The organism is Pseudomonas sp. SIMBA_067 (assembly GCF_046534675.1).
GTDB classification, from domain to species: domain Bacteria; phylum Pseudomonadota; class Gammaproteobacteria; order Pseudomonadales; family Pseudomonadaceae; genus Aquipseudomonas; species Aquipseudomonas putida.
In genome coordinates, this window is the sequence record NZ_JAWRYH010000094.1 from 1 (window position 1) to 381 (window position 381).

Annotated in this window: 1 protein-coding gene; it reads right to left on the reverse strand. The window is 58.8% G+C overall.

Annotated elements, in window-relative coordinates; translation table 11 throughout:
* A partial coding sequence (locus tag SB765_RS28235; RefSeq protein ID WP_410932299.1) for a malonate decarboxylase subunit alpha occupies positions 1-381 on the reverse strand: 381 nt, incomplete at both ends.

The window sequence follows — 381 nt, forward strand, 5'->3', positions numbered from 1 at the left end:
ATACCGGTCGATTTCGCCACTTCAACGGCATCAAGCGTTTCAACAAAGGTCGGTTTGGCACCGGCCTGGAAGGTTTCCACCATCTGAACCACCAGTTTTTTACCGCGCTGCATCGGGTCCGGTTCGGTGATCATATTGAGCCATGCAGGCGTGGCATGACGTCGGCCGTGCGGATCGTGGCCCATGTTAGGCGCACCGCCGAAACCGGAAAGGCGACCGCGGGTCACGGTTGAGGAGTTTGCCAGGCCATCGACCTGCAGGGTGGCACCGATAAACATATCCACCGCATACTGACCTGCCAGCTGACAGAAGGCGCGGTTAGAGCGCATAGAGCCGTCGCTGCCGGTGAAGAAGATATCGGGACGGGCGCGAATGTACTCT